Here is a 6518-nt window from a genome sequence, read left to right on the forward strand (position 1 = left end):
CGCCGGCCCCCCCCCCCCCCCCCCCCGCCCCCCCCCCGCCTCGCGGGGCCGGTGTGCTGTACTTCGCTGCCGGGGCGACGCGATCACCGCGGCGCCCCGAGTACCGCCCGCACGACAGAAGTGGCCCACCCGCAGTGCGACTGAACGAGCTCGACGAACGCATCGTCCGCGCCCTCGCCGAGGACGCCCGGCGCTCCTACGCCGACATCGGCGCCGAGGTGGGGCTGTCGGCCCCCGCCGTCAAGCGCCGGGTGGACCGGCTGCGCGGGCAGGGCGCCATCACCGGTTTCACCGTACGGGTGGATCCGGCGGTGCTCGGCTGGGAGACCGAGGGCTTCGTCGAGATGTACTGCCGCCACAAGACCTCGCCCGAGGACATCCGCCGGGGACTGGCACGCTATCCGGAGGTGGCCTCCGCCTCCACCGTGACGGGCGACGCGGACGCCATCGTCCAGGTCTTCGCCTCCGACATGCGGCACTTCGAGCGGGTGCTGGAGCGGATCGCGGGGGAGCCGTTCGTGGAGCGCACCCGGTCGGTGCTCGTCCTCTCCCCGCTGCTGCGGCGCTACGGTTCGGGGTCGCCGGCCTGAGGCGCCCCCGGGCGTCCCGCCGCACCCGCTGCCGGACACGCGGCCGAAGGTGCAACGAATCGACGCACCGCGGCCCCAAGACGCAACGGATCGATGCCGGGTGCGCAACGGGTGCGGGTTGTGGGGCGCGGCGGGCGGACCGTACCGTCGAGGCGTCCCCAGATTCCGCAGCCGTACCCCGGCACGCCCGGTACGGCTGTCCGACGTGAACGCGAAGAGGTCCCATGACGCCGCTGCGCACCGCGCTGCTCCAGGGCCCCGGCGGTGTCCCCGGTTCCACCGCGGACAGTCTGGCCGCCCTCGACCGCGCCGCCCGCGAGGCCGCCGCGCGGGGGGCCCGGCTGCTGGTCGCCTCCGAGATGTACCTGACCGGATACGCGATCGGGGAGCGGGTGGCGGAGCTGGCCGAGCCCGCCGACGGCCCCGGCGCCGAGGCGGTCTCCCGCATCGCAGCCCGGCACGGGATCGCCGTCGCCTACGGCTATCCCGAGCGCGACGGCGACGCGGTGTACAACTCGGCCGGGCTCGTCGGCCCCGACGGCGCCCGGCTGGCCGACTACCGCAAGACCCACCTGTACGGCGGCTTCGAGACCTCCGCCTTCCGCCCGGGCGACACCCCGGTCGTCCAGGCCGACCTCGACGGCGTCCGTGTCGGAATGCTGGTCTGCTACGACGTGGAGTTCCCCGAGAACGTGCGCGCCCACGCGCTGGCCGGCACCGAGCTGCTGCTGGTGCCCACCGCGCTGATGCGACCGTACGAGATCGTCGCCGAGACCCTCCTGCCGGCCCGCGCCTTCGAGAACCAGCTCTACATCGCCTACGCCAACCGCTGCGGCACCGAGGGCGCGGACGGGGGCGGCGGTGCGGTCACCTTCGCCGGACTGAGCTGCCTGGCCGCTCCCGACGGCACGGTCCGCGCCCGGGCCGGCGCGGGCGCGGACCTGGTCACCGCCGATGTCGACCCAGGGAGGCTGAGGGCGTCGCGCGCGGACAACCCGTATCTGCGCGACCGTCGCCCCGAGCTGTACGCCTCCCTCGTCTGAGGGGCCGGCCCCGCAGCGACCCGCCCGGCACCGCAGCCGGCCGCCGCCCCGGGCCGACCGCCCGGACACAGCCCGCCACGTACCACCAGGAGAACCACCCATGACCTCCACGGTGCCCGCCGCCGTCCACGACGAGCAGCACGCACAGGCGCGGACCGAGCCGCCCGTCACCATGTTCGGTCCGGACTTCCCCTTCGCCTACGACGACTACCTCGCCCACCCCGCCGGCCTCGGCCAGGTGCCCGCCACCGAGCACGGCACCGAGGTCGCGGTCGTCGGCGGCGGACTGTCGGGGATCGTCACCGCGTACGAGCTGATGAAGATGGGCCTGAAGCCGGTGGTCTACGAGGCCGACCGGATCGGCGGACGGCTGCGCACGGCCCGCTTCGACGGCTGCGACCCCGAGCTGACCGCCGAGATGGGCGCGATGCGTTTCCCGCCGTCGTCCACCGCCTTCTGGCACTACGCGGACCTGGTGGGCCTGGAGACCAGGCCCTTCCCCAACCCGCTGGCGCCCGGCACCCCCTCCACGGTCGTCGACCTCAAGGGCGAGTCCCACTACGCCCGTACCCTGGAGGACCTGCCGGAGGTCTACCACCAGGTGATGGAGGCCTGGAACGCCTGCCTGGAGGAGGGCGCCGACTTCTCCGGCATGCAGCGGGCCATCCGGACGCGCGACGTGCCGCGCATCCGCGAGATCTGGTCGCGTCTGGTGGAGAAGCTCGACAACCAGACCTTCTACGGCTTCCTGTGCGACTCCCCGGCGTTCTCCTCCTTCCGCCACCGGGAGATCTTCGGCCAGGTCGGCTTCGGCACCGGCGGCTGGGACACCGACTTCCCCAACTCCATCCTGGAGATCCTGCGGGTCGTCTACACCGGCGCCGACGACGACCACCGCGGCATCGTCGGCGGCAGCCAGCAACTCCCGCTGCGGCTGTGGGAGCGCGAGCCGGCCAAGCTGGTGCACTGGCCGGCGGGCACCTCGCTGAAGTCCCTGCACGGCGGCGACCCGCGCCCGGCCGTGACCCGGCTGCACCGCACCGCGGGCAACCGCATCACCGTCACCGACGCCACCGGCGACGTGCGCACCTACCGGACGGCGGTCTTCACCGCCCAGTCGTGGATGCTGCTGTCGAAGATCGACTGCGACGACGACCTGTTCCCCATCGACCACTGGACGGCGATCGAGCGGACCCACTACATGGAGTCCTCCAAGCTGTTCGTGCCGGTGGACCGGCCGTTCTGGCTGGACAAGGACGAGCGCACCGGCCGGGACGTGATGAGCATGACGCTCACCGACCGCATGACGCGGGGCACCTACCTGCTGGACGACGGCCCGGACAGGCCTGCGGTGATGTGCCTGTCGTACACCTGGTGCGACGACTCCCTGAAGTGGCTGCCGCTCAGCCCCCTGGAGCGGCTGGAGGTCATGCTCAAGTCCCTGCGGGAGATCTATCCGGACATCGACGTGCGCAAGCACATCACCGGCAACCCGGTCACCGTCTCCTGGGAGAACGAGCCGTACTTCATGGGAGCCTTCAAGGCCAACCTGCCGGGTCACTACCGCTACCAGCGGCGGCTGTTCACCCACTTCGCGCAGGACCGGCTGCCCGAGGACAAGCGCGGCGTCTTCCTCGCCGGCGACGACATCTCCTGGACGGCCGGCTGGGCCGAGGGCGCGGTGCAGACCGCCCTCAACGCGGTGTGGGGCGTCATGCACCATCTCGGCGGCTCCACCGATCCCTCCAACCCCGGACCGGGCGACGTCTACGAGGAGATCGCCCCGGTCGAGCTCCCCGAGGACTGAGCCGGCCGGGAGGCATGGGCGGTCCCGGACGGCCGGGCGGCGCATCCGGACGCTCGCAGGGACTCCTCCCGCCAGATGTCCGGGCGGCGTTCCAGCGGGGTGAGCAGGAAGCGGCCCACCAGGGCCGCCCCCGCGTCCAGCCGGCGGGTGAACTCCTCGGCCAGTTCCGGCAGCCGCCGCATGCTCCACAGCAGCCGCGCCGCCGACCAGGCCGCGTCCCGGGCCCGCTCCATGTCCCAGCCGGCGACCAGATGGGTGAGCGGGTCGGCGACGTCCAGCGGACCGAGACCGGGTGCCAGATCCTCGCGGATCCGCTCCTCCAGCTCCCCCAGGACGTCCCCGATCCGGTCGAACGCACCCTGGAGCGCGAAGGGTTCGCACCCGTGCGTCCGGGCGGTGTCCACCACGGCCAGCGGCAGGTCGTACCCGATGTGCGCGTTGGCCCCCGCCAGCGCGAACTGCGCGGGGTGGACGCCGGGATGGTGGCGCGCCCGGAACAGCGGGCGCCAGCAGGCGGGTACGGGATCCCCGGCGGCGGCCAGGTCGACGGCGGCCGGATAGCGTCCGGCGAAGACCGCCGCCAGGGCCGCGGCGGAGCGGGGCCTGGGCAGGAGGCCGTCGACGAGGCTGCGGCGCACCGACAGCGTCACGGCCAGATAGGCTCGGTTGAAGGCCGCCACCCCGTCGTGCGGCGGCAGCTCCTCCTGGAGCGCGCGCATCCGCGCGATCACCCCGTCCACCCCGTCCGCGGCGGCGGGCCGGGGGGCGGGCTCGGCAGCGGGCCCGGACTGCGTCATCGTCATGCGCTCAGCGTGGCAGACGGGGACGGAGCGCAGGAGGGCCCACGGGAAGTCGTCCCGGATCGGGCGACCTCCGAACGAGCGGCGAACCCCTGTCCGCGGGGGGCGGCGGGCCCCCGCCCGCGCCCCGCCGCACCGTGTCCGGCCGTCCGCCGCCTACCGCTTGTCCGGCCCGGTGCCTTCGGCGCCTTCGGAGTCGTAGGAGGAGGTGCCCTCGTCCAGCAGCGGCTCCTGGGCGCGCATGTGCGCCGGGGCCAGCGCCCGCAGCACGTGGTAGCCGGTGAGGACGACGATGGTGCCCAGCGCGATGCCGTTCAGTTCGAAGCTGTCGGTGATCTCCAGGCTGACGCCGCCGACGCCGATGATGACGCCCGCCGAGACCGGCACCAGGTTCAGCGGGTTGCGCAGGTCCACCCGGCCCGCAAGCCAGATCTGCGCACCGAGCAGGCCGATCATGCCGTAGAGGATCACGGTGATCCCGCCGAGCACACCCCCGGGGATCGCGGCGATCACCGCGCCGAACTTCGGGCACAGCCCGAACAGCACGGCGAAGCAGGCGGCGGCCCAGTAGGCGGCGGTGGAGTAGACGCGGGTCGCGGCCATCACGCCGATGTTCTCGGAGTACGTGGTGGTGGCCGGACCGCCGACCGCCGTGGACAGCACCGAGGCCGCGCCGTCGGCGCCGATCGCGGTGCCCAGCTTGTCGTCGAGCGGATCGCCGGTCATCTCGCCCACGGCCTTCACATGGCCCGCGTTCTCCGCGATCAGCGCGATCACCACCGGCAGTGCCACCAGGATCGCCGACCACTGGAACTCGGGAGCGTGGAGGGAGGGCAGTCCGATCCAGTCGGCCCCGGAGACGGCCGAGAGGTCCAGCCGCCAGTGGTCGACGGCCTCCCCGCCGCCCGCCGGGGAGTGGATCTTCCCGAAGAGGCGGTCCAGGAGCCAGGAGACGGCGTAGCCGAAGACCAGGCCGAGGAAGATCGCCACGCGGGACCAGAAGCCGCGCAGCGCCACCACCGCGAGCCCGGTGAAGAGCATGGTCAGCAGTGCCGTCCACTGGTCCTGCGGCCAGTAGGTCGAGGCCGTCACCGGCGCCAGGTTGAAGCCGATCAGCATCACGACCGCACCGGTGACCACGGGCGGCATCACCGCGTGGATGACCCGTGCGCCGAACCTCTGCACCACCAGGCCGGCCAGCAGCAGCACCACGCCGACCACCAGCAGCGCTCCGGTGATCGTCCCACTGTCGCCGCCCGCGGCCCGGATCGCGGCGGCGACACCGACGAAGGAGAGGCTGGAGCCCAGATAGCTCGGCACCCGGCCGCGCGTCATGAGCAGGAACACCATGGTGGCGACGCCCGACATCATGATGGCCAGGTTGGGGTCCAGACCCATGAGCACCGGGGCGACGAAGGTGGCCCCGAACATCGCCACCACGTGCTGGGCCCCCAGCCCGGCCGTCCGCGGCCACGACAGCCGTTCGTCGGGCCGTACGACGGCTCCGGGCGCCGGCGTGCGGCCGTCTCCGTGCAGGGTCCAGCGCAGACCTAGGCCCATGGGTGCTCCGTTTCGTGCTCGTGTGGTGGTGCGCCCCCGGCGCACTCAGGGCGCACATCGGGACGCTTCGGAGCGTGCCGGGGTGCGGTCGGGCGTGTGTGGCCGGAAACGATCGGCCCACATGTTACGGGGCGCCCTCGGGGATGTCAGTCGGCGGTGTGCGGTGGAAAGGCAGGTCACACAGGCCGGCCGGGGCCCGGGCGGGGCGGCCAGGTCCTCGACGGCGAACCGGTCCGCCCGTGCCGCTTCGGTCAGTGCCCTCCTCCCGCCCGTGCCCGCACACCCCCGGCGCTCTGGGCGACGACACCGCCGCGGCCGGGGGCGCGGAGCACCCCGGCGGCCAGGACGAGGACGGCTGTCGCGGCGGTGACCAGGGCGAACGACGCACGCAGCGAGACCAGTTCGGCAAGGAGGCCGATGACGGTCGGCGCGGCCAGCCCGGTGGTGTAGGTGATGGTGGCGACGCCGGCGATGGCCTGCCCGGGAGCCGGACCGCTGTGCCCGGCCGCGGCGAAGGCCAGCGGCACCACCACGGCGATCCCGACGCCCAGCAGCGCGAACCCGGCGACGCCCGCCACCGGGCCGGACGCGGTCACCACCAGCGCGCCGCCCGCGGTGGCCAGAACGCCGCTGACCCGCACCGTGCGCACCGGGCCGATGCGGCGCACGGCGGCGGGGGGGGGGGGGGGGGGGGGGCGGCGGGGGGCGGGGGGCCGGC

At 73.8% G+C, this 6518-nt stretch carries 5 protein-coding genes and 1 pseudogene; 3 read left to right on the forward strand and 3 right to left on the reverse strand.

All coding sequences use genetic code 11. The annotated features are described in order from the left end of the window. Nucleotides 1–134: 134 nt before the first annotated feature. The 3 genes from AC2CJA_RS22290 (at nt 135) to AC2CJA_RS22300 (ending at nt 3440) form a co-directional block, all read left to right on the forward strand. Nucleotides 135–590, forward strand: a complete 456-nt coding sequence (locus tag AC2CJA_RS22290; RefSeq protein WP_484604459.1) for an Lrp/AsnC family transcriptional regulator — start codon at nt 135–137, stop codon at nt 588–590. A 224-nt stretch (nt 591–814) separates the two neighbouring features. Continuing rightward, a complete protein-coding gene (locus tag AC2CJA_RS22295) occupies nt 815–1633 on the forward strand; it encodes a carbon-nitrogen hydrolase family protein (protein WP_484604460.1) in 819 nt (272 codons plus the stop codon). A gap of 100 nt (nt 1634–1733) precedes the next feature. Beyond that, nucleotides 1734–3440, forward strand: a complete 1707-nt coding sequence (locus AC2CJA_RS22300) for a flavin monoamine oxidase family protein (RefSeq protein ID WP_484604461.1) — start codon at nt 1734–1736, stop codon at nt 3438–3440. On the opposite strand, the gene AC2CJA_RS22305 is transcribed toward AC2CJA_RS22300, so the two are convergent. The 3 genes and pseudogenes from AC2CJA_RS22305 to AC2CJA_RS22315 all read right to left on the reverse strand — a co-directional run. Then, on the reverse strand, nt 3401–4243 hold the full coding sequence (locus AC2CJA_RS22305) for a DUF5995 family protein (RefSeq protein WP_484604462.1): 843 nt from the start codon (nt 4241–4243) through the stop codon (nt 3401–3403). The genes AC2CJA_RS22300 and AC2CJA_RS22305 overlap by 40 nt on opposite strands. 153 nt (nt 4244–4396) lie before the next feature. Then, nucleotides 4397–5800 (reverse strand): uracil-xanthine permease family protein, encoded by a 1404-nt coding sequence (locus tag AC2CJA_RS22310; protein WP_484604463.1) that lies wholly within the window; start codon nt 5798–5800, stop codon nt 4397–4399. Between the two features lie 251 nt (nt 5801–6051). Continuing rightward, nucleotides 6052–6518, reverse strand: a pseudogene (locus AC2CJA_RS22315) (MFS transporter); the annotation flags it as partial.

Source organism: Streptomyces sp. ATLC9 (assembly GCF_057196705.1).

Bases quoted from the DNA above. Each gene is read 5' to 3' on its own strand.
- AC2CJA_RS22295 (WP_484604460.1), top strand. From the start codon at position 815: ATGACGCCGCTGCGCACCGCGCTGCTCCAGGGCCCCGGCGGTGTCCCC.
- AC2CJA_RS22300 (WP_484604461.1), top strand. From the start codon at position 1,734: ATGACCTCCACGGTGCCCGCCGCCGTCCACGACGAGCAGCACGCACAG.
- AC2CJA_RS22305 (WP_484604462.1), bottom strand. From the start codon at position 4,243: ATGACGATGACGCAGTCCGGGCCCGCTGCCGAGCCCGCCCCCCGGCCC.
- AC2CJA_RS22310 (WP_484604463.1), bottom strand. From the start codon at position 5,800: ATGGGCCTAGGTCTGCGCTGGACCCTGCACGGAGACGGCCGCACGCCG.